The sequence below is a fragment of the Marichromatium sp. AB32 genome (genome assembly GCF_003718675.1).
In the GTDB taxonomy this organism is placed as follows: Bacteria; Pseudomonadota; Gammaproteobacteria; order Chromatiales; family Chromatiaceae; genus Marichromatium; species Marichromatium gracile.
The window spans coordinates 1-19579 of record NZ_RHFJ01000056.1 but is presented as its reverse complement, the minus strand read 5'-3'; the positions used below and the strand labels follow the sequence as shown (position 1 = coordinate 19579).

General features: G+C 70.0%; 20 protein-coding genes and 1 riboswitch. Of the genes, 5 read left to right on the top strand and 15 right to left on the bottom strand.

The genetic code is table 11. The annotated features are described in order from the left end of the window. Positions 1-172: 172 nt before the first annotated feature. On the top strand, positions 173-1462 hold the full coding sequence (locus EBL85_RS13900; protein WP_123143217.1) for a paraquat-inducible protein A: 1290 nt from the start codon (positions 173-175) through the stop codon (positions 1460-1462). After that, complete coding sequence (locus tag EBL85_RS13895) at positions 1459-1956, top strand: hypothetical protein (RefSeq protein ID WP_123143216.1); 498 nt, start codon at positions 1459-1461, stop codon at positions 1954-1956. The genes EBL85_RS13900 and EBL85_RS13895 overlap by 4 nt, the downstream gene beginning before the upstream one ends. Before the next feature lie 7 nt (positions 1957-1963). Here the strand turns inward: EBL85_RS13895 and EBL85_RS13890 are convergent, their stop codons facing one another. The 10 genes from EBL85_RS13890 to EBL85_RS13845 all read right to left on the bottom strand — a co-directional run bounded on the left by EBL85_RS13890 (position 1964) and on the right by EBL85_RS13845 (position 12567). After that, the gene (locus EBL85_RS13890) at positions 1964-2692 is read right to left on the bottom strand and encodes a LysM peptidoglycan-binding domain-containing protein (RefSeq protein ID WP_132229690.1); all 729 of its coding nucleotides are present in this window, start codon (positions 2690-2692) and stop codon (positions 1964-1966) included. 114 nt (positions 2693-2806) lie between these two features. Continuing rightward, entirely contained in the window at positions 2807-4168 is a 1362-nt protein-coding gene (locus tag EBL85_RS13885) for a TrpB-like pyridoxal phosphate-dependent enzyme (protein ID WP_123139741.1), read from the bottom strand. 377 nt (positions 4169-4545) lie between these two features. Then, entirely contained in the window at positions 4546-4986 is a 441-nt protein-coding gene (locus EBL85_RS13880) for a type IV pilin protein (protein WP_123143215.1), read from the bottom strand. A 51-nt stretch (positions 4987-5037) separates the two neighbouring features. Continuing rightward, on the bottom strand, positions 5038-8865 hold the full coding sequence (locus EBL85_RS13875; RefSeq protein ID WP_123143214.1) for a pilus assembly protein: 3828 nt from the start codon (positions 8863-8865) through the stop codon (positions 5038-5040). 2 nt (positions 8866-8867) lie between these two features. After that, entirely contained in the window at positions 8868-9371 is a 504-nt protein-coding gene (locus tag EBL85_RS13870; protein WP_123139745.1) for a PilX N-terminal domain-containing pilus assembly protein, read from the bottom strand. After that, positions 9368-10324, bottom strand: a complete 957-nt coding sequence (locus EBL85_RS13865) for a PilW family protein (RefSeq protein ID WP_123143213.1) — start codon at positions 10322-10324, stop codon at positions 9368-9370. The genes EBL85_RS13870 and EBL85_RS13865 overlap by 4 nt, the downstream gene beginning before the upstream one ends. After that, entirely contained in the window at positions 10321-10785 is a 465-nt protein-coding gene (gene pilV / locus EBL85_RS13860; protein WP_123143212.1) for a type IV pilus modification protein PilV, read from the bottom strand. Before pilV ends, EBL85_RS13865 begins: the two co-directional genes overlap by 4 nt. After that, entirely contained in the window at positions 10778-11323 is a 546-nt protein-coding gene (locus EBL85_RS13855; protein WP_165913492.1) for a GspH/FimT family pseudopilin, read from the bottom strand. The genes pilV and EBL85_RS13855 overlap by 8 nt, the downstream gene beginning before the upstream one ends. Positions 11324-11677: 354 nt before the next feature. Beyond that, positions 11678-12004 carry a cytochrome c family protein gene (locus EBL85_RS13850; protein ID WP_123139749.1) on the bottom strand — a complete coding sequence of 109 codons (327 nt, stop codon included), beginning with the start codon at positions 12002-12004 and terminating at the stop codon, positions 11678-11680. A gap of 2 nt (positions 12005-12006) precedes the next feature. Next, on the bottom strand, positions 12007-12567 hold the full coding sequence (locus EBL85_RS13845) for a NapC/NirT family cytochrome c (protein WP_123143210.1): 561 nt from the start codon (positions 12565-12567) through the stop codon (positions 12007-12009). Positions 12568-13053: 486 nt separating this feature from the next. Here EBL85_RS13845 and cbiB point away from each other — a divergent pair, with 486 nt between their 5' ends. After that, positions 13054-14010 (top strand): adenosylcobinamide-phosphate synthase CbiB, encoded by a 957-nt coding sequence (gene cbiB / locus EBL85_RS13840; RefSeq protein WP_123143209.1) that lies wholly within the window; start codon positions 13054-13056, stop codon positions 14008-14010. Between the two features lie 6 nt (positions 14011-14016). Here cbiB and EBL85_RS17225 read toward each other — a convergent pair whose 3' ends face one another. From EBL85_RS17225 to EBL85_RS13815, 5 genes are all read right to left on the bottom strand, one after another. Next, entirely contained in the window at positions 14017-14331 is a 315-nt protein-coding gene (locus EBL85_RS17225; protein ID WP_165913488.1) for an energy transducer TonB, read from the bottom strand. Between the two features lie 461 nt (positions 14332-14792). Next, the gene (locus EBL85_RS13830; RefSeq protein WP_123139753.1) at positions 14793-15194 is read right to left on the bottom strand and encodes a biopolymer transporter ExbD; all 402 of its coding nucleotides are present in this window, start codon (positions 15192-15194) and stop codon (positions 14793-14795) included. A 10-nt stretch (positions 15195-15204) separates the two neighbouring features. Next, complete coding sequence (locus EBL85_RS13825; protein ID WP_123139754.1) at positions 15205-15594, bottom strand: biopolymer transporter ExbD; 390 nt, start codon at positions 15592-15594, stop codon at positions 15205-15207. After that, positions 15584-16240, bottom strand: a complete 657-nt coding sequence (locus EBL85_RS13820) for a MotA/TolQ/ExbB proton channel family protein (protein ID WP_123139755.1) — start codon at positions 16238-16240, stop codon at positions 15584-15586. Before EBL85_RS13820 ends, EBL85_RS13825 begins: the two co-directional genes overlap by 11 nt. Before the next feature lie 152 nt (positions 16241-16392). Further along, positions 16393-16600, bottom strand: a riboswitch (cobalamin riboswitch). 360 nt (positions 16601-16960) lie between these two features. Then, positions 16961-17614, bottom strand: a complete 654-nt coding sequence (locus EBL85_RS13815) for an energy-coupling factor ABC transporter ATP-binding protein (protein WP_123139756.1) — start codon at positions 17612-17614, stop codon at positions 16961-16963. A 395-nt stretch (positions 17615-18009) separates the two neighbouring features. Between EBL85_RS13815 and cobD the strand changes: the two genes are divergently transcribed. Both cobD and EBL85_RS13800 read left to right on the top strand, forming a co-directional pair. Further along, positions 18010-19065, top strand: a complete 1056-nt coding sequence (gene cobD, locus EBL85_RS13805; protein WP_123143207.1) for a threonine-phosphate decarboxylase CobD — start codon at positions 18010-18012, stop codon at positions 19063-19065. A 68-nt stretch (positions 19066-19133) separates the two neighbouring features. Next, positions 19134-19579: hypothetical protein (locus EBL85_RS13800; RefSeq protein ID WP_223806153.1), on the top strand; the 446-nt coding region annotated here is incomplete at its 3' end.

Below are 19579 nucleotides of genomic sequence, written 5' to 3'. Positions count from 1 at the left end.
GGTCGCTGATCGCTGGCAGCTTGAATCCCTTGGCGCCCTTTGTGTCTTTGCGGTTCAATCCCTGGCCGCTGGCCGCTGGCCGCTGGCCGCTGGCCGCTGGCCGCTGGCCGCTGGCCGCTGGCCGCTGATAGAGTGTCCCCACCGAAGAAACTGCTCTGTGGAGGGATCGCCGATGTCGGCTGCGCTGATGATCCGGCGGGGGTTGGTGGTGCTGGCGCTCGCCGGCGCCGTGGTGCTCGGGTTCCGGTTGGTGGAGGATCTCGGGCAGCTGCAGCGGCTCGAGGGCGATCGTGCCGAGCTGCGTCACGCCCGCTATGGCATGCTCGACACCGAGCAGTGGACCCGGCGGTTGAGCGCCGTGCTCGCCGAGCGCATCGCCGACTTCGAACTCGACGAGCGCACCCGGCCGCGCGTCCTCGCCACCCTGACCGAGGCGATCAAGGCGCTGATCGGCGAGATCGAGCGCCAGTTGTCGCTCAACGCGCCGCCCCGTGGCGGTGACTGGCTGACCCAGCTCCAGGGCACGCTGCACCAGCAGTTGCAGTCGCGGCTGATCGACTTCGACGCCCTGCGCGCCCAGGCGCCACGCTATGCCGAGCGGCTGCTCGCGGCGCTCGAGGGGCCGGGCACCGAGGCGGCGATCCGCGCCGAGCTGCTGGGGCTGCTCACCGCCGCCACACCCACCGAGGTCGAGCACTCGCCGGTGCTGAAGGCCCTGCTCGAGCGCCATGGCTGTGCCGAGGTCGGGGCCTGCGCCGCCGCGCTCGAGCGCGAGGCGGCGGCGTTGCGTCCGGCGATCGACCAGCAACTCGGCGTGCTGATCGGTCTCGCCGCGCTGATCTTCGCGCTGGTCGCCTGGGGACGGGTGCAGGAGCGCCGGGTCGACGGTTTCGCGCTGGGCGCCGCGATCGCCATCACCCTGGTCCTGCTGCTTACCGCGCTGTTCAGTCCGATGCTCACGATCGAGGCGCGTGTCGACCGGCTCGGTCTCGAGTTCCTCGGTGAGTCGGTGGTGTTCACCGATCAGGTGCTCTACTACCAGTCCAAGAGTCTGTTCCAGGTGGTCGAGATCCTGATCCGCGCCGGGGGGGCGGACCTGTGGCTGGTGGCGTTGCTGATCACCCTGTTCAGCGTCGTCTTCCCCGCGCTCAAGCTGCTCGCCACCCTGGTCTATCATCGCGCCGCCGGCGCGCCGGTCGCGGCACCGGTGCGCTTCTTCGCGCTGCGTTCGGGCAAGTGGTCGATGGCCGATGTGCTGGTGGTGGCGCTGTTCATGGCCTATCTCGGCTTCGACGCGCTGGTGGCCAATCAGCTCGACACCCTGGGCGCCACCGAGGCGACCGTGCTCACCACCAATGGCACCGCGCTCGCGCCCGGTTTCTATCTGTTCCTCGCCTTCGTGCTCGCCAACCTGGTGTTGTCGAGCCTGATCGAGCGTGGCGCCGGGGAGCGGCGGCGATGAGTCGGCGCTGGGGTCTGGTGTTTGCAGCGGCGCTGCTGATCCCGATGGTCGTGGCGGCCGACGGCGAGTGGCGCGCCGGGCTCTCCGCTGGCGGCGAGGTGCGCGTCGAGCCGGAGACGCGTCGTGCCTGGCGGGTGGGCGAGGACGGTGAGCGTCGGCCGCTGTGGGACGGGGTGCATCGGCTCGAGGACGGCTCGGTGGTGATCGTGCGCGAGGGCACCGTGGTGCCGAGCGCGTCGATGCAGCAGCAGTGGTCGACGGATGTGCCGATGACCGACGAGGCGGCGGTGGCGACACCCTCGGACTGTGATGCGCTGGTCGAGCAGGTCTGTGGTCCGGCCGCCGGCTGTCTGCGCTCCGAGTCCTGCCGGCTAGCGCTGGAGCTGCGCGCGCTGGCGCTGGACGAGGCGCGCGCCGAGGGCGATGCCACTGAGACCCGGGCGCAGTGTCGTGAGGCGCTGGCCGAAGGGCGACTGGGGCGCTGCGGCGATTGAGTGCACCTCAGGGCAGGATCAGGGTCATCCCGGGGGTGAGCCGGTCGGGGTCGTCGAGCAGGTGGCGGTTGCCCGCGAACAGGCGTTGCCAGCGCCCCTCGGTGCCGTAGACGCGCCGGCTGATCAGTGCCAGCGAGTCGTTCTCCTCGACCCGATAGAGACCGCGCGCGTCGGTCAACACGGCGAGTAGCGCCTGATCGAGCTGGAGCTGGGTGCGGGCGCCGGCGACCTCGATCTTCCGTCCCGCGCCACGCGCCGGCTGTTGCAGGGTCTCGACGAGCACCCGGTAGGAGGTCGCCGCGGCCGCGCGCGCCTCGTCGATCTCCAGGGTGCCGCCGAGCGCCGGCGGCAGCCGCCGCAGCAGCTGGTCGAGCCGGTGGGCGTCGGTGCGTGCCTCGTCGAGTGCGGCGCTGGCGTCGAGATGCGCTTGCGATTGGGCACGTAGCGCCTCGCCGAGTGCGGCGCGGGCGTCCTCGCTCCTGGCCAGCTCCTGGCGCAGCCGTTCGAGGGTCTGGGTGCTGGTGGCGAGACGGCGCTCGGCCTCCATCCGCGCCTGATCGGCGGCCTTGCGCGCACCGGCCGACTCGCGCAGCTTGTCCTGCATGCCGGCGATATGGGTCTCCAGCTCCTCGATGCGCGAGGGCGGGGCGACGGGCTCGGCGGTGGTGAGGACGGCGGGCTCGGCGACCGCGCGGGTCGCGCTGCACAGAGCGAGGGCGAGGACGAGGTTACGCAAGGCGATCAACTCCATCCGGCGAGTCGGGACTGTCACCGCCGCCACCGTCCCTGGTGGTGGCGGTGCCGGGGGGCGGTGCGCTGGGCAGCCGAACCCCGGGGCGTGGCGACCGCGTCAGTCGACGCTGGGCAGCCCGGCGAGGGCCATCGCGACCTCGCTCTCGGCATAGTCGAGGTCCTTGAGCTTGCCGCCGAGATAGTCGGTGTAGGCCTGCATGTCGAAGTTACCGTGACCGCTGAGGTTGAACAGGATGGTCTTCGACTCACCCGACTCACGGCACTTCTCGGCCTCGTGGATCGCGGCGCGCACCGCGTGGTTGGACTCGGGCGCGGGCAGGATGCTCTCGGCCTTGGCGAACTGCAGTCCGGCGGCGAAGCACTCGAGCTGATTGTAGGAGCGCGGGTCGATGTGGCCAAGTTCGGTGAGGTGGCTGACCAGCGGCGCCATGCCGTGATAGCGCAGCCCGCCGGCGTGGAAGCCCGGGGGCACGAAGCTCGCGCCGAGGGTGTGCATCTTGCAGATCGGCGAGATCTGGGCGGTGTCGCCGTAGTCGTAGGCGAACTTGCCCTTGGTGAGCGAGGGACAGGCCGAGGGCTCGACGGCGATGCACTCGACCTTGCGTCCGCCGCGCAGGTGGTCGCCGATGAAGGGGAAGGCGATGCCGGCGAAGTTGCTGCCGCCGCCGGTGCAGCCGATGACCATGTCGGGCTCGGCGTCGGCCATCTCGAGTTGCTTCTGCGCCTCGAGCCCGATCACCGTCTGGTGCAGCAGGACGTGGTTGAGCACGCTGCCGAGGGCGTACTTGGTGTCGTCGTTCTGCGCGGCCAGCTCGACCGCTTCGCTGATCGCCATGCCGAGGCTGCCGGTGTTGTCCGGGGTGTCGGCAAGGATCTTGCGGCCGCACTCGGTGGTGTCGCTGGGGCTGGCGATGCAGCGGGCGCCGAAGGCCTCCATGAAGGCACGACGGTAGGGCTTCTGGTTGAAGCTCACCTTGACCATGTAGACCAGCACCTCGAGCCCGAACATCGACCCGGCGAGCGACAGCGACGAGCCCCATTGGCCGGCGCCGGTCTCGGTGGTGAGCCGCTTGACGCCCTCGATCTTGTTGTAGAAGGCCTGGGCGACGGCGGAGTTGGCCTTGTGGCTGCCGGTGGGGCTGACGCCCTCGTACTTGTAGAAGATCTTGGCCGGGGTATCGAGCGCCTGCTCCAGTCGACGGGCACGGTAGAGCGGCGAGGGGCGCCACTGCCGCAGCACCTCGCGCACCGGACCGGGGATCTCGATCTCGCGCTCGGTGCTCATCTCCTGCTCGATCACGCCGCGCGGGAAGATCACCTCCAGCTCGTCGGCGCTCAACGGCTGCCGGGTGACCGGGTTGAGCGGGGGATACATCGGTTCCGGCAGATCGGCGTTGATGTTGTACCAGAAGCGGGGCAGGTGCTGCTCATCGAGCAGGTACTTGACTGGGTCGCTCATGCTGTCGTCTGACCTCGGTGATGGATGGGGCGGCCGATGGCGAATCCGCCGCGCTCTCGTTCGCTCGCGACGCGCGGGTGGTCGCGCGCTTGGGTTTTCTGGTTGCGGAGGGATGCCCCGGATGACGCGATCCCCGGAATGACGGGGGATGGTGGCGCAAAAGCGCGCGGCGCGCGTTGCCTGACATCAATCGGGGGGCGAAATTCCGCCGCATGGCGGGGCGATTGATCGCTGCGACGGCGTTCCGGGGTCGTCCGGCTGGAGGCGTCGCGTCATGCCGGTCGGCGTGGGTGTCGCGCCCGGCCTCTGGGGTTCCGCGCGGTCATGATACCGCGCGATCGTGTGCGGGGTCGAAGCGTGTGTCCGTCCCCGGGTGGCTAGTGGCCCCAGCAGGCGGCGGCGTCGCGGCTGGCGTCGCTGCCGACGCGACGCTGGCCGACGTGGTTGAGGGTGAGGGTGCCGCAGGCGTCGCCGCTCATGGTGCCGGTGGGCACCGCCTCGAGCTGGAAGCCCTGGGCGCCGCTGCGGGCGTTGTCGTAGCCGATGCTGTAGTAGGCGCCGCCGCTCGCCGGTACCTGGGTGATCGGCAGCGTGGGCAGACTGGCGCCGTCGAGATAGCTGCTGCGCTTGGCGTAGTGACGCTCCAGGAACTGGGCGTTCTGCAGCAGTGCGGTCTTGGCCTCGGCGCGATAGGAGCGCTCGATGTAGATGCGGTAGCTCGGCAGCGCGACGGCGGCGAGGATGGCGACGATGGCCACGGTGATCATCAGCTCGATCAGGGTGAAGCCGTGGGGCCGGGTGTTCTTGGTCTGGTGCATGGTGATGGTGTCGTTGCACCGACCGGGCGCGCGCCCGGTCGGGTGGATGGGTCAGAGGAGCTGGCGCCAGTCGATACGGTGCATCTGGCCCCCGTAGGGCGGCTGGCCCTGCTTCCTCGGGATGTCGTCGGGATCGGCGTTGCCGGTCGAGCTGGCGGTGTAGGTGACGACGTGTCCGCTCTCGTCGCGCATCAGCAAGGCGCCCTTGGTGAAGCCGCTCTGCGGGTCGAGCACCACGCCGATCACCGGGCTGCCGTCGTCGCCGCCGACCCGGTCGCCCGAGTCGAAGCTGCCGTCGTCGTTGATGTCGTAGAGCGAGGCCCCATCGGGGAGGTCGCCGGTGATCAGCGAGAAGGTGTAGTCGGTCTTGTGACCGCCACGGTCGCAGGGGTCGTTCGAGGGGGTCTTGGTGATGAAGGTCACCCAGCTGGTCGCCTCGCTGAACTGCTGCACATTGGGCATGTAGTCGAAGCGCTCGGCGGGGTTGCTCCCGTCGTGGTCGAGGTCCAGATACCAGCCACGGTCGTCCATCCAGCTCACCGTGCCCTGGGCGGTGAAGGTCTTCACCCGGCGCCCGTCCTTGACGGTCTCGGTGGTGCGCCGTGCGATGAGATCGGCGCGCTCGAGTCCGGCGCGCCCCTCGTCCTTGTCGAAGATGACATAGAAGCTCTGCTGCTGGGTGTCGGTGATGTCGGTCTGGGAGAGATAGCGCCCGGTGCCGACATAGACGATCACGCCCCCGCCCTCGGGTGAGGTGACGACCGCCGGGCGGGCGGTGATCGGCTGGCGCGCGCCGTCCTCGTCGGTGGCGATGAACAGCGGCGCCGGGGTGCCGCCGGCGTCGGTGGCCACCGCCCAGTCGCCGTCGGACTCGCGCTCCAGCTTCCACAGGTTGCCCTGGAGGTCGCCGACATAGATGCGGTCGACGATGCCGTCGTTGTTGGCGTCATGGAGCGCCGGGGAGGACAGGCCGTTGTCGCCGGCGGTTGCGGGCAGGGTGATCTTCTCGCGATCGGACTTGCCGCCGAGCGAGACCAGATAGAGCACCGCGCGCCCGTTGTCGCTGTTGTAGCCGTTGCCGAAGATCAGTGCCCAGTGATCGGGAGCGGTGGCGGCGATCTGCGGGGCGCTGTAGGTCAGTCCGAGATCGCGGTCGTCGGCGTCGGTGAACTCCCAGATCACGTCGTCGGCGTCGAACGTCTCGGGATCGCTGACGTCGAGTAGGAAGACGCCCCGCCCGCCGCCGCCCAGCGCGCCGGCGAGATAGGTGCGCCAGGCGTCACCGACATGGGCGTCGCCGAGGGTGAGCGGACCGTCGACGAAGGGTCGATGCTGATAATTGATCTCGGGCAGCGCGTCGAGGTCGTGATAGACGGCGTAGGGGACATAGGCGAACAGCTCACGGCCCGAGGCCGGATCGTCGAGATCGGCGCGGAAGCCGTGCAGCATGCCGTCGTTGGCGCCGACATAGAGCATCGGCAGGCGTCGCTCCTTGGCGCGCAGATAGGCCGCGTAGCCGTCCTTGCCGCTGACCCCGGAGCTGGTGGCGCCATAGCCCTGATCGGTGGCGCCGCTGTAGATCGGGTCGGCATTGAGCACGTCGCCGAGCTGGCTGGTGGCGCGGTCGCGCAGGGTGGCGTCGTGGATGCGGCCATAGCGTGGCTGTTCGTCGGCAGCGGGGTCATGATAGCTGCCGACGCCGTTGCAGCTACTCGCCTGCAGGGCGACGCCGAGGGTGTCGGCGGTGGTCTCCACGACCCGGAAGCGTCCGTTGTAGTGCGGCGAGTCCACCGGCCCCTGGTCGTCCTCGACCTGCACCCCGGTGATCACCACCTGGTCGCCGGTGCTGAAGGGGTGTCCCTTGACCGTGAAGGTGGCGAGGGTGTCGCCCGAGGATCTCGAGCAGTCGGCTCCCTCGATGCGCCCGTCGCCGCGCAGCCAGGCCAGTCGTCGCGTGCAGTCGGCGCCGAGTGTCGCGCCCAGGGCGCCGTTGCAGCGGTCGAAGGCGGTGGCGCCGGCGGCGCCGTTGGTGGTGAAGATGCGGCGCGCGTAAGGGGCAGGCAGGCGTTGGGAGGCGCGCCATAGCTCGGCGTCCTCGCGCGCCGGGCTGGTGGCGACGACATCGCCGCTCCAGTCGGCATTGAAGCTGGCGGTGAAGATGGCCGTCCCGGCATCGTTGAGCCACTCACCGTTGGCCGTCGGGGTGGCATAGGTGCCCGAGTCGGTGGTCGAACTGATCGCGCCGATGATCTCCTCGAAGGCCGCGGTGAGCGAGGCGGGGTCCTCGGCGCTGTAGAAACGGCCGCGACTGTTGATCGCTGCGTGCCACAGGTCGTAGACCTTGAGTGGATCGTAGGAGCGGATCTCGAAGCTCGGCCAGGACTTGCTGCCCGCGAGCAGCGCCTGGTAGTCGCCGCCGTAGGTGCTGCCGCCCCAGGCGGGGTCGATCATGCTCGCCCCCAGCCCCAGGCCGACGGTGAAGTTGGTCATGTGCTGCCAGGTCGCCGGGTCGTTCCTGGGGTTCCAGTAGCGCGTCTCCTCGTCGCCCTGGGTGTCGAACTCGAACACTGGCACCTTGTCGCAGGTGGCGCCGGTGCAGTCGGGCTGGCGATCGCCCGATCCCCGGCGCAGGTCCGTTGCCCAGTAGTAGAAGGCGAGATCGCTGATCGTCGCCGAGTACATCGCGTCCTCGTAGGGCGGCCGGGCTTGGTACTTGGTGCCGTCCGGCAGCGTCCAGTTGCGGTTGGTGGCGTTGGTGGCGCCAGAGAAATTGTTGCCGTGGCCCTCGTCTTTGGAGTTCCAGATGCCGTCGGTCATCATGATGTGAAAGTTGCGCCGACAGCCGTGGGATTCGCGGTTTCGCCCCGATGACGAGTCCTCGTAGGGCGCGCTGGTGGTGAAGTAGTCGCCGGCGCGCTGCATCGCCGGGCGCAGCGGGGTGCCGCCATTGGTCTGGATCTGGGAGACCCAGTCGAAGAAGTTCTCGCGGTGGGTGCCGCTGAAGGTGTCGATGCGGTTGTCGCCACGCCGGAATTGCTGGCGCGTGCCACGACAGTTGCTGTAGCTGTCGAGCGGGCATTGATTGAGCGTCTGCCAGGCGACGCGCGCGCTGTCGTCGAGCCGTGCGAAGCTCAGGGTCGCCGCGGTCATGGTGGCGAGGTTGCGCGAGCGATAGAAGGCGTACCAGTTGGCGAAGTTCCGTCGCTCGTCGCTGCCGTCGGGGCCGGAGTCCTCGTCGACCTGAACCAGGGTGTAGCAGTCGTTGTCGTCGAGCTCGCCGTTGCAGCGCCGGTTGCCCGGCTCGAAGCGGTAGTAGTAGGCACGAACGTCATTGCTCCATCTGCCACCGTAATCGTCGTCGTCGTCGTCGTCGTCGTCGTCGCCGTATCGCCTGACATAGACCTCGTCCGAGTAATGCGGCATCCAGCTCTCCTCGAGCCGGTTGCCGTAGCGCCACGACAGCCTCCGCGTCGGGCGATAGTTGTCGGTCAGGTCGCGTGTGCCGTGGTCCGGCTCGTAGCCGTTGCGGTAGGCGGTGGCGAGTGCCCGCTCCGGGGTCGATGTATCGCTCGACGAGGGCAGGGGGTTGCCGTCGCTATCGCTCGGCGGGGTATAGAGGGTCTCGGGATCGTAATAGATGCCGTTGTAGTCGCTCGACTTGAAGTAGCGCTCCTCGAAGTCCTCGCTATCGCGCTGATCCGGTGCATAGCCGTAGCTCATGCTGCCCGAGTCGTCGATGGTCAGCAGGATATTGGGCTCGACGCCGGCGCTGATGAGGAAGGGCGGGATGTCGGAGATCTCGATCGCCGGTGCCGCCGTGGCCGCCAGCAGCAGTCCGAGCAGCAGCCCGCGGAATCGTTGTGGGGATCGCCTACGCATGCTCACTCCAATCGATACAGGCTCTGCAGGATGACCACCGAGGCGGGGTCGGCACCGACCCCGCGCGCGCTGACCCGGTAGTAGGCGCACTGTCTGGTGCCTCCCGGTTCGCACGGGGCCTCGGAGAGTCGCTCGATGACGTAACGGGGCTGTTCGGCGAGACCGTCGAGCGCGGTGCTCACGCTGACCACCTGGGTCTGGCCCCAGTTGAAGCGATCGCGCCGGTAGGCGGGCGTGTTGTCGGCATCGTAGGCGATGGTGTGGTCCTGCTCGAACTGGTCTCGGTCACTGATGGTGTCGGCCATCAATGCCTGATCGGCTGCGCGCAGCGCCGCCTCGGCGGCCTGGAAGGCGAGGTCGTGGTTGCGGATGCTGGTGCTCATCCGCTCCTGCTGGGTGTTTTGTACGGCGCTGGTGGTGCCGATCAGGGCGAGCACGGTGAGGAAGATCAGGGCGATGATCAGTACCGCGCCGCGTTGTCGGTGTTGGAGAGGATTTGGGCTCATGGCTGGATCAGGCGGTTTCTCACCGCGATGGTGCCGCTGACGATGCGATCGTCGAGCGTCCCGTCGAGGTCGTTGGTCGGGGTCAGGGTGAGGGTGAGGCGGATGGCGAGGACCCGTCTCCAGTCCTCGGCGCGCGCGCTCGCCGTGGTGGCGCTGCTGACCTGATCGGCGCGGACGTAGCGATCGACACTCTTGTCCGCGTCATCATCGATCCCGTAGAGGATCTGCAGGTCGGAGACGCCCTCGACGAGTTCGGTGTCCGTGCCGTCCTGGCGCACCATCAGCGCGGGCTCGCCTTCGTCGTTGGTGCCGACGAAATAGCTGTGGGCGATCAGCGGATAGAGCCTGGGGGTGGCGGTATCGCTGCCGAAGCCGCAGGCGGTGGTCGAGTCCGACACCAGGGTCAGGGTGGTCGTAGCGCCCGTCGCGCAACCGGCGCTCGGGTCGGTGGAGGTCACCGCGAAGGTCTCGGTGAAATAGGGGCTGGTGGCGATCCAGGTCTGGCCGGCCAGGGGGGAGTGGGTGGGCTGACACGCCAGGGTGAAACGCGCCGCGCCGGCGCCGCCCTGGCAGGCGGTGTCGAGCACGAATGCATGATCGGTATCGGCGCGCACCAGATGAAGCACGTCTCCGCCCGTACGCCCGCTCATGGTGATGGTGTCGTGCTCGTCGTCGAGTCCGTGCAGTGGGTTGGCGATGTCGGTGGTCTCGGGCGGCCAGCTCGCGGGGGCGCTGTCGAGCTGGTAGCCACCGGTGTAGCCGGCCATGCGCACGTCGCGGGTCAGCGCGAGGAAGGCGTAGCGCGCGTCCTCCTGGAGCATCGCCAGGGTCTGGGTGGTGCGCTGGGTGGTGCGGGTACTGACCATCACCGCGCCGAGCGCGGCGATCATCATCAGGCTGATGGTGGAGGCGATCATCAGCTCGATCAGACTGAAGCCGCGTTGACGGATCATGGCGTGGGCTCCGGCAGCAGGGTCTCGGTGGCGAAGCTGACCCACTCCAGCGTCGGGTCGGTCTCGGCGCTGGTCGGCAATCGCGTCTCGCGCCAGCGCAGCGTGATCGCGACCTTGTCGCCGTCGAGGGTGATCCGGCCCTCGCCGCTCGGCAGGTCGGCGGCGAGGGCCTGTTTCCAGCGCTGCAGGTCCTGGGCGCTGACCGAGGTGCCGGAGACGCTGTCGGTGAATCCGGTGGCATAGCTCGCGCGCTCGGCGCGATTGGCGCGCATCGACTCGATGATGTCGTGGGCGTGCAGGGTGGCATAGCTGCGCTGCAGCGCGCCGAGGTTGCTCTTCATGGTCAGCGCCTGCAGCGCGCCGAAGCCGAGCAGCCCGACGGCGAGCACGACCATGGTCACCAGCACCTCGATCAGGGTCAGGCCGCGCTGGCGGCGACCGATGCGTGGGTATCTAGCCATCACAGCCCTCGTCGAGTCGTACCTGGCCGGTGCGCTTGACCCGCAGACAACGCTGCTCGCCGTCGGTGACCCGGATGGTGAAGCGGGTCTCGGCGGCCTCGCCCAACGGTGGGGTGAAGACGATCGGGTCGCCGCCGCTGGCGGTGAGGGTGGCGGCCCCGAACGGGCGCACCACCTTGAGCAGACGGTCGTCGGCCCGCCCGTCACCGTCGATGTCGGTCTTGACGCCGGTGGCGTCGGCATCGTCACGCACGAACACCAGCCAGCCGTCAGCCCAGTCGGTGGTGATGGTGCAGGTTGGCTGATCGGCATCGGCGTCGCCGGTCGCGCAGACGGCGACGGTCTGGCCCCGGCTCAGCGACTCGACCCGGGCCTGCTGGAGGCTGGCGCTGAGGCTGTTGGTGAGGCCGGTGAGTCGCGAGTCCTGCAGCAGGTGCTGGAAACCGGGGACGGCCAGCGAGAGCAGGATGACGGCGATGGCCAGGGTCACCATCAGCTCGATCAGGGTCACGCCACGAAGACGACGGGCCGCTGTCATCGATGTTCTGGGTGCGGCCACGTCGGTTGCTGAGGCCGGCCGGTGGCGGGGAACGGGAGGGACTGCTGACGACTGGGCATCGGGTTCCTTGCTGCTCCTTGCGCAACCGGGGCGTCCAGGTGTCCCGGTATCTGGGCTTTCATTGTACACGGCGTTGATATCGGTGGTGAATTGTGCGTCCGCGGGGTTGATCCGCGCCATTCGAGGCGGTCGCACCGGGTAGCCCCGGTGTCTTTGTGTCGTGGGTCGCGCGCTCGATCGTCAAGCATGGAAGCATGACGGATGAGACGAGGCGCGTCTGCAGGATGGATAAGGTTTCGGACATCGGCGCGCGCGCCGATGTCCGCGGGCGGCTCAGCGCAGCGAGTGCATATAGGCGACCAGGTCGGCCAGTTCCTGCGGCGTCAGCTCGGTCTTGGGCATCTGCGCGCCGGGCAGGGTGGCGGTGGGATCGAGCAGGTAGTCGCGCAGCCACTGCGCGCTGCGCTCGGCGCCGACTTGGTCGAGCGTGCCGCCGAGTGCGGCCATGGGGCCGGACTCGCCGCCCAGGGTGTGGCAGAGGTTGCACATCTTGGCCTCGTAGACCTGGGCGCCGCGTGCGGCGTCGCCGCTCGGGTCGGCCAGGGCGGTGGCGCTCAACAGCGTGGCGCCGATCAGTAGCGGGATGGCACGGACGGACATCTTCACTCCTCGTTCGTGGTGGTGGGAAGGGCGTCGCCGGCGAGGTGTGCGCGCAGATCCTTGTGGCCGACGTGGGGGTGGCAGTCGGCGCAGCTCAGGGCGTTGTCCGGCGCGAAATAGGTGCGGTGTCCGAAGGCCGCGGCCGGGCTCTGCTCGGGGGCGTGTTCGAGTGCGGCGTGACAGTTCAGGCAGGCCGAGTCGTAGAGGAAGTCGTTGCGTTGCTCGAGGCTGGCGATCCAGTCGGGCTCGAAGACGAGCGAGACCACCTGTCCCCAGCCGGCCTTGAGACCGAACAGTCCCTTCTGCACGAAATAATTGGCGGGGCTGTCGTGGGGCAGGTGGCAGTCGGCGCAGTCGGCCCGCAGTCCCTGGGGGTTCTGGCCGCCGTGGACGTCCTGATCATAGGAGGCGACGAAGGCATCCATGGTGTGACAGCTGCTGCAGAATTCACGGTCGGACGTCGCCTGGAGGGCGGTCTCGGTGACCATCCAGCTCCCGCTCGCCAGCCCCGCCAGGAGCAGCACGCCCCCGCTCCCGAGCAGCAGCCATGTGCGTTTCTTCATCGTTTCCTCCACAAGCCCTCGCCGTGGTCGGCGGGAGAACGGCTGCGCCCGCGGCAGCCGACGAAAACAGGGTGCAGGTCTCGTTTCCGTCGAGCTTCAAGGCGTCGCCCAGGGGCGGTGGAGTCTTGCAGTGCGCGGCGGTCGGTGAAACCTGCGACGGCTGACCGGCTCGTCCGCATGACCTTCATGCCTCCGCTGCAACGAGGGCGTCTGCTCGTTGGCGTGGCCGGGTCGAGTGCGGTGGCTCGAGCGATCGCCTGGACTATATCAATTGGATCGGGGGCGATCGCCGAGGTTCGCCGAAAATTACCGACTTGATTGCTTGGGATCATCGCTCGGGTGTTTTTACCCGGATCGCCAGACGTTGCCCGGGGTCGACTCGTTGGCTTACCCTGCCGCGCCGCGACCTCAGACCCTCTCTCCACCGATGAGCCACCGTTCTCTCCGCCACTTGCCGAGATCCATCCAGACCAAGGGCATGCTGCCATGTCGCTGAACATCGAGCTGTCGCTGATCCTCGGCGCCGTGCTGCTCGATGCGCTGCTCGGCGACCCGGTCTATCGGCTCCATCCGGTGCGCCTGCTCGGTGGCTGGATCGCGCGCTCGGAGCAGGCGTTGTTCGCGCGCGGGCTCGACGGCTATCTGGGCGGCGTCCTGCACTGGCTGCTGGTGGTCGGTGGCGCGCTTGCCGCCTGGTGGGGCGTGCGCCTCGGGCTGGCGGCGCTGCACCCGCCGCTCGCGCTCGGCTGGGATCTGTTCATCGCCTACAGCCTGCTCTGCACCCGTGACCTGCTCGAACACGGTCGGCGGGTGCTGGCGCCGCTCGTCGCCGGCGACCTGCCCGGCGCGCGCGCGCAACTGGCGATGCTGGTGGGGCGGGATGTCGAGCCGCTCGGCACCGACGGGGTGACGCGCGCGACCATCGAGAGCCTGTCGGAGAACCTCACCGACGGCGTGCTCACCCCGCTGTGGGCGCTCTGTCTGTTCGGGGTGCCGGGGCTGGTGGTGGTCAAGGCCGTCTCCAGCCTCGACTCCATGGTCGGCTATCGCAACGAGCGTTATCGCCGCTTCGGCTGGGCCGGTGCGCGCTCGGACGATCTGGTGCACTGGCTCCCGGCCCGGCTCTCGCCGCTGGTGGTCGCGCTTGCCGCGGTGCTGCTGCGCGAGCACCCCGGGTTGGCGCTGCGCGCGGCCTGGCGCTATCACGCGCTGCTGCCGAGCCCGAACTCGGGCTGGAGCGAGGCGGCCTGTGCCGGGGCGCTGCGGGTGCGGTTGATCGGACCGGTGTGGTCCGGCGGGCGACTGGTCACCGATCGCTTCCTCGGCGATCCGACGTGGCCGGCGGCGCTCGGCGCCGTCGATCTGCGGCGTGCGCTGCGGCTGCTGGGGTGGAGCTCGGTGGTGGCGCTCGCCTTTGGGTTGGGGTTTGCGGCGCTGGGCTGAGGCCGCTCAGCCCGACTCCAGACGGAAGATCACCGGCACCGTGAGCTGTGCCGCGACCGCGCGTCCGGCCTGCCAGGCCGGTGCGAAGCGCCAGCGCTCGACCGCGCGCAGTGCGGCGTCGTCGAGCAGGCGATGGCCGCTGCTCTCGATCAGGGTGGTGGCGCCGACCCGCCCGTCGGCGCCGACCGCGACCCGGATCAGCACCCGACCCTCGACCCCCTGGCGACGCGCCAGTCGCGGGTAGCGCGGCGGTGGGTTGCCGGCGAGGGGGCGAGCCGGACGGTCGGTGCCGGTCTGCTCGGCGCGTCTGCTCGGGGTCACGTCCGCATGCGTCGTCGAGCTGGGGCGTGCGGGCGCGACGGGCGTCGCCGACTCACTTCGAGTCGGCGGCGGTGGTGGAGGGGGGGGCTTGGCGCTCGCGCGTGGCGCCGCGATACTCGGCTCTGGCTCTGGCTCTGGCTCTGGCTCTGGCTCTGGCTCTGGCTCTGGCTCTGGCTCTGGCTCTGGCTCTGGCTCTGGCGCTGGCGCTGGCGCTGGCGCTGGCGCTGGCGCTGGCGCTGGCGCTGGCGCTGGTTGGGTGAGCGTCGGTTCGGCGCTCGCTGGTGCCGCGTCGGCGATGTCGGCGGGTGCGTCGGGCGTTCCTCTACCCTGGAGCGAGAGCCGGATCTCGCCCGTCCCGAGCGCCGGTTCGCGCAGCGGCGGCAGCAGCCAGGCGAGGGCCAGGTGCGCGCCCAGCGCCAGGATCAGCGCCACGCCCCACAGCAGGCGGGTCGTCGTCCGGCTCATGGCGACTCCCGGGTGATCAGCGAGAGCGCGTCGACCCCCTGCGCGCGCAATATCGCGAGTAGATCGAGCAGGGTTCCGCTCGGGGTGTCGGCGTCGGCCTCGACGGCGATCGCGCGCCCCGGCTCGTCCGCCACGCGTGCGGCGATCTCCGCGTCCAGCTCCGCACGGGTGATCGGCACGCCGGCGAGGGCGAGCCGGCCGTCGGCGGCGAGTACGAGCCGCAGGCGGCCATCGGGCAGGCGCTCGCCCGGCGCGGCCTCGGGGGGCGTGACCGGTAGCGGCGAGGGTGGCTCGAGGGTGCCGACCAGGAGGAAGAACACCAGCAGCAGGAGCACGACGTCGACCAGCCCGCTCATCGGGTCGCGCTGGCGTCTGCGGGGTGGTCCGGGGATCTGCATCCGTGTGCCCTCAGGGCTCGATCAGGGCGAGCTGTTGTGCGCCAGCCAGGCGCGCCAGGTCGGTCATCTGGACCAGGGTCTGGAGCGGTGTCTCGCGCTCGGGGACGATCACCAGCGTGCTGCCCGGTTCCGCGGCGAGCCGCGCGCGCAGCCGTGTCACCAGTGCATCGTGCGGGCAGGGCACGCCGTCGAGCCGCAGCCCGCCGTCGGCGGCGACATCGAGTCGCAGCGTGGTCGCGACGCTGTCGGCGGTGCCGCCGTCACGGGTCTCGATCGGCAATTGTTGCAGTGGGTCGAGTCGGGCGGCGAGCAGGAAGAAGAGCAGCAGCAGGAAGACCACGTCGACCAGCGGCGCGAGTCCGATGCCGCGACCGCGGCGGCGCAGCGGCTCAATGTGCATCGGCCACCGGCATGGTGAACAGCCGGGTCAGGGCGTCCTCGGTGTCGTGACGCGCGCGCTCGATGATCGCCTCCAGCCAGTGCAGCGCCGCGGCGGCGGGGATGGCGATCGCCAGGCCCGCGGCGGTGGTCAGCAGCGCCTCCCAGATGCCCCCGGCGAGCAGCGCCGGGTTGGCCTGTCCGCCGGCCTGCTCGAGGGTGCGGAAGGCCTCGATCATGCCGAGTACGGTGCCCAGCAGTCCGAGCAGCGGCGCCAGGGTGACGATGGCGTCGAGTCCGCGCAGATGGGCGTTGAGCCGCTGCTGCTGGGCCGCCGCCTCGCGCAGCACCTCCTCGCGCAGCTGCTGCGGGGTGCGCCCGCCGTCCGCCAGTCCGTCGATGGCCACCGCCAGCACCGCGGCGATCGGTTGAGGGGCGGGGGCGAGCGCGCCGCGCGCCTCGTCGAGCCGTCCGGCGGCGCAGGCGGCGAGCGTCGGCGCGATGAAGGCGCGCGCGCCGACCCGCAACCGCGCGAACTGCAGCAGCTTGAACAGCACCAGGGTGAGCGCGAGCAGCGAGAGCGCGCACAACACCAGCATCACCGGGCCGCCGGCACGGACGAATTCGAGCGCGGCCTGTGTGGCGGCAGAGAGCTTGGCGAGATCCATGTCGACGGGCGCCTCCAGGCGGTGTTGCTGGGCGGGGCGGTGGATCTCGGGGGAGGGACTGGACGGTTGGCACGACCGGCCCGGTGAGCGGACGCCGGGGCCGGGCAGGGCGCCAGTGGGTCCCACCCTCGGCACACCCCGTCCGACGGTCAGGCGATCGGTGTCTCGATGGCAGGTCTCCTGGCTCGCGGGTCGGGGTCGGGCGCCCGGCCTTCCCGGTCCGGCGCGGACCAGTGGCGTCATGAGGGGGCGCGGACTCGCCGCTGACAGTTGCGGGGGCAGCCACGGCCTTGGCCCGAACGGGCCGCACCGTGTTCCCTTTTGATCCCCTCGCGGGGAACCATCGCTGGCCGAGCATCATACCGCCGGTCGAGGGCGAGTCAAGCGGTTAGCCGCCAGCCGCCAGTCGCCAGCTGCCAGCGACCAGCCGCCAGCTGTCAGCCGTCGGTGGATTGTGAGTCACCGGGGCAAAGAGACCGTGTTGCCCGTCAATCGTCGGCCATGCGCGCTGGCCCTCCCGACCGGAGGCTGTCAGCTGGCCGCTGGTTCGAACCGCAAGGGAAGGGAAAGGCAGTCGGCCATCGGTTCATGACACCGCTACCCTCCACTGTCGGCTGATTGCGAACCGCCAGCCTCCGGCTTTCAGCCTCCAGCGGGGAAGCTTGGCGCCGGTGGCTAGCGGCTGGTGGCTGGCAGCTGACGGCTGGTGGCTATCAGCTATCAGCCTGCCTCCAGCCGTCCCTGGTCGAGTCGGTAGTGGCGGGTGGCGAGGGTCTGGCGCAGTGGGGTGTCGTGGCTGACCAGCACCAGGGTCTGATCGAGGTCGGCGAGGATCTGCAGGAGACGGGCACGGGTGGGGTCGTCGAGCGCGTTGGTCGGCTCGTCGAGCAGCAGCACCTCTGGCTCCATGGCGAGCACCGCGGCGAGGGCGACCAGACGACGCTCACCACCGGAGAGACGGTGGGTGACGCGGTCGCGCAGGTGTTCGAGCCCCAGTCGGGCGAGGGTGCGCTCGACCGTCGCTCGGGCCTGCGCCGGCGACTGACCGAGGTTGCGTGGACCGAAGGCGATGTCCTCGACCACCGTGGGACAGAACAGCTGGTCGTCGGCGTCCTGGAACACCAGCCCGGCGCGCCGACGTACCGCATGGAAGTCGTGCTCGACGCGGCGGGGTGCGCCGAAGGCGACCAGGGTGCCGGCGGCGGGGCGCAACAGCCCGACCATCAACTGCAACAGGGTGCTCTTGCCCGAGCCGTTGGCACCATGGACGGCGATCCGTTCACCGGACCGGATCGTCAGCTCGACCCCGCTGAGTACCGGCGGTCGGCCAGGATAGGCGAAGTGGATGTCGGTGAGTCTGAAGAGTGGATCCATCCGGGATGCTCGAATACGGAAGATGGGGAACGCTATCAGCTTCCAGCTTCCAGCTTCCAGCTTTCAGCCGCCAGCCGCCAGCTACCAGCCGCCAGCCACCGGCGCCAAGCTTCCCCACTGGAGGCTGGTAGCTGGAAGCTGGCAGCCCGCAACCAGCCGCTAGCTATCAGCCACCGGCGCCAAGTTTCCCCCACTGGAGGCTGGGAGCTGGAAGCTGGCAGCCCGCAATCAGCCGCCAGCCGCCAGCCAGTGGCGCCGAGTTTCCCCGCTGGAGGCTGGGAGCTGGAAGCTGGCGGCTCGCAATCAGCCACCAGCTTGCACGAACCCCGGGCAACTGGCAGATTGACCGATTGTTTTCCAGCCAGCCATCGCCACCTCGATCCGCGCGCCTCAGCATGACAGCCACCATCGTCCCGATCCATTCCGATCTGCCCCGTCCCGAACACGGCGGGCGGCTGCGTCAGGCCGCCGCGCGCTACGACATCCCGCTGACCGACTGGCTCGATCTCTCGACCGGTATCAACCCCAATGCCTGGCCGGTGCCGCCGCTGCCGCGTGCGCTCTGGGCGCGCTTGCCCGAGACCGGCGATGGGCTGGAGCAGGCGGCGGCGAGCTATTACGGCGCTTCCGGCGCGCTCGCGCTCGCCGGCTCGCAGGCGGCGATCCAGGGCCTGCCGCAGCTGCGCGCGCCCTGTCGGGTCGGGGTGCCCGAGGTCGGCTACCAGGAGCACGCCCATGGCTGGCGGCGGGCCGGTCACCAGTTGGTGCGCCTGCCCGATGGCGATCCGCGTGGCCGGATCGAGGCCGACGCCGCCGAGCCGCTCGACGTGCTGGTGGTGATCAACCCCAACAACCCCACCGGGCGGCGCTGGTCGCGCGAGACCCTGCTGAGTTGGCATGCGGCGCTGGCCGCACGCGGCGGCTGGCTGGTGGTCGACGAGGCCTTCATGGATGCCTCCCCCGAGCACAGTCTGCTCGATGCGGTCGGCCGACCGGGTCTGGTGGTACTGCGCTCGCTCGGCAAGTTCTTCGGTCTGGCCGGGGCGCGGGTGGGTTTCGCCTGGACCGAGGCGCAGCTGCGCCAGCGCCTCGACGCCTGGCTCGGTCCCTGGACGCTGTCGGGACCGGCGCGCGAGCTGGCGCGCCTGGCGCTGCTCGATACCGCCTGGCAAGGCTCGGCACGGTTGGCGCTGGCGCGCGACTCGGCGCGACTGGCGGCGTTGCTCGATCGTCACGGGCTGACGCCGAGCGGTGGCAGCGCGCTCTTCCAGTGGGTGCGGACCCCGGCAGCGGTACGTCTGCACGAGGCGCTCGCCCGCCAGGGCATCCTGGTGCGCTTGTTCGAGCAGCCGTCGAGTCTGCGCTTCGGTCTGCCCGGGGACGCGGCCCAGTGGCGCCGCCTGGAGCGTGCGCTGGCCGGACTGGCGGTGTCCGAGGGTGCCTTCGCGTGAGGCCGTTGTGGCTGAGCGTGCCCGCTGCCGCCGTGGTGGCGAGGGACGGGCCGGTGCGCTCGGTATGGATGACGTCGAGCGATGTACCCGCCGAACCGAGTGCGCTCGATGGCGAGCGGATCGCGTTGCCCGAGTGCGCTCCGTGCGGCGCGGTGCTCTCGGTGCACCGGCTCGACGTGCTGCTGAGTATCGGTCGACATGCCGCCGAGCGGGCGCGGCTCGCCGGGGTCGCGCGGTTGCGCGGCGAGGGTCCGTTGTTGCGGGTTGCGATACCGCCGCTCGGTGATCCCTACCCATGGCTCGCCCGGCACGGTGATCCGGTGCTGGTCGCGTTGGTGGGGTTGTGCGTCGCCGCCGGGCAGATCGGGCTGCGCGCCACCGTCGACCCGGCGGTGGCGCGCGCCGCGCGCGCCCTGCACCCGGGGGTGGCGCCCTGGCTCGATCATGCGCCGCCGCCGTGCCCGGTGCCGGTGGCGGCGCGGCGCCCGGCGCCGACACGCCCGCCGCTGGAGAT